The sequence below is a fragment of the Xenorhabdus entomophaga genome (genome assembly GCF_037996725.1).
In the GTDB taxonomy this organism is placed as follows: domain Bacteria; phylum Pseudomonadota; class Gammaproteobacteria; order Enterobacterales; family Enterobacteriaceae; genus Xenorhabdus; species Xenorhabdus khoisanae.
Genome location: NZ_JBBMXH010000221.1, coordinates 1 through 2200 on the forward strand (window position 1 = coordinate 1; position 2200 = coordinate 2200).

Below are 2200 nucleotides of genomic sequence, written 5' to 3' on the forward strand. Positions count from 1 at the left end.
AAAACGATAGGTTATTCCAAATCCGAAAAGATACACGATAAAGTGATAGGAACGTTCATTGAAACAGAATACTACTTTTTCTAAACGATCTAACTATTGGGTTCATGACCCGACGCTCTTCCAGCCGGGTGCCGTCAAGCTGATACGGCACTTCCTCAATCAGCTGATCCCCGCTCCACAGGTAATCATAGCCGCCAAGTGCTTTCGGATTGTCCGGCAAATCCGGCTTACCGGCCAGCCATAATTGTAAATTCGCCGCGACCCGTTTTCCATCGTGTGTTTTTTGTTTCTGGATACGCCGCCCGAAAGGATCGTATTTGTACTGCCAGCGCGAGCCATCCGGGGTTTCTAAGTGGGTGAGCTGGTTTTGCGTATCCCAGCGGTAGCGCCAGATTTGCGGGCGGAAACCGTCACGCTGCTCGGCTTTTTCGACTAACCGGCCGTTATCATCATAGCGATAATGAATATCGCCCCGCTGTACCACCCGCCCGGCTTGCTGGCGTTGCGTGAGCTGTTCCATCGCGCCCTGCGCATCGGTGGGCAAATATTGGCTCAGGTTGCCATTGGCATCGTAACTGAATTGCTCTTCATGGGCGCGCGCGCCCTCGAACAGGGTATGCACTATCTGGTCGTTGGTATTATAACGGTAGCGGGTTTGTCCCCTGCTGTCGTCAATGACCCGGACATTATGTGCCCGGTCATATTGCCAGCTTCGGTTGACGGCAGTCGCTTGTGGCGGGAAGTGCGGGTCGTTTTGCGCCAGCGTTTCCCGGAAAAGTTGGGTAGTTCTCCCGGCTGACTGATGGGCCAGCAAGCCCGTTGCGGTGTAGCGGCTGGCGAGGATAAACCCGTTGGCACTTTCGCGCACCGTTTCCCGTCCCAGTGCGTCATGCTGGAGCGTCAACGGCGTATACTGGTTGAGCTGGAAGTGATTCAATGCCCCTGATCGGTTATAGCCGAAGTGCAGGGTGTTGCCATCCACACTTTCGCTGACCGGGCGCCCTGTCAGGTTATCCCATTCTCGGGTGATTTCCCGCCCGTTGATACGCTCACAGGTCGGCAGGCCAGTGGCCTTATCATATTCGTATTCCACCACGGCATCGGCATTAGTGGCTTTCACCAACTGATGCCGCTTGTTGTATTCGTAAGTGGTGGTGGCTTTCAGCACCAGTTGGTTATCTTCCGGCTGCCAGCTTTCCTGTTTGACCAGTAAACCCGCAGCAGAATAATGCCAGCGAAGCTGCTGCCCATCGGGATATTGAGTCAGTGTGCAGCGTCCCAGTTTATCGTATTGATAATCGAGGGTACGCCCGGTAAAATCGGTTTCCCGGATAATCTGACCCGCCGCATCCCGCTCATAACGGTAAGTTTCGCCGGCGGAGGCGGTCACGGAATTCAAACGGGTCAGCCGGTCATAACCAAAGTGTAATACCGTGCCATCGGGTCGGGTAACTCTGCTGCCAGCCTGTGGTATCGATATTCCTGCAAAAGGGAAACATGGTGCTTGTCCTGCCTGCGGCGGTACTGACCGTTTCCACTTTATCGATGATCACCATCACGGCAACTGGCATTGCCGCCAGTGTAATGTTCCAAACTATGGTGACGGGCTAGATTTAGTGGCAAAAACCAAAGGAATTTCCATCATTGAAGCGGCAAAAGTTGTTGCTAATTCGCTGTCATTACCTTTGCCTGAATCCAAACCAGCCAAAACGCCAACTCGTAACACTAAATCAATTGCAGAACGCATTGCAGCGCTGGTTTCCACTACGGTCACGGGTGAATCTCAATATCTGGTAAAAAAGGGACTGAAATGTCCCAATCAAAGGTTATTGAAAGATGGATCGTTATTGCTGATTACTCAAACACTGGACGGAATAACCACGGGCGCTCAGACCATCAAGACGGACGGTAATAAACGTCTTGTTACAGGTACGCAGAAAAAAGGCAGTTTTATCCCTGTATCTGAGATAACCGGAACGTCGGACACAATCATCATTACCGAGGGGTACGCTACAGCCTTAACAGTCAGCCAATTACATAAGGGCGTGGTACTGGCAGCCATTGATGAAAGCAATTTAATCACGGTTGTCGAGCAGGTCAGAAAGCAGTGGTCAGACGCGAAAATCATCATTGCTGCCGATAATGACTGGCACGAACAAGGCGAACGGGACAAAAACGGCAGGCTGAAAAAGAATGTCGG

Annotated in this window: 3 protein-coding genes; 2 read left to right on the forward strand and 1 reads right to left on the reverse strand. The window is 51.9% G+C overall.

Annotation, left to right across the window (positions count from 1 at the left end):
* Window positions 1-84: IS1 family transposase (locus AAC854_RS22255; protein ID WP_340619002.1), on the forward strand; the 84-nt coding region annotated here is incomplete at its 5' end.
* Here AAC854_RS22255 and AAC854_RS22260 read toward each other — a convergent pair.
* A complete protein-coding gene (locus AAC854_RS22260) occupies window positions 56-1390 on the reverse strand; it encodes a hypothetical protein (RefSeq protein WP_479715133.1) in 1335 nt (444 codons plus the stop codon). The two genes, AAC854_RS22255 and AAC854_RS22260, sit on opposite strands and share 29 nt — an antisense overlap.
* Before the next feature lie 43 nt (window positions 1391-1433).
* Here AAC854_RS22260 and AAC854_RS22265 point away from each other — a divergent pair.
* Window positions 1434-2200, forward strand: a 767-nt coding sequence (locus AAC854_RS22265; protein WP_340619001.1) for a primase-helicase zinc-binding domain-containing protein, incomplete at its 3' end; no start/stop codon positions are given.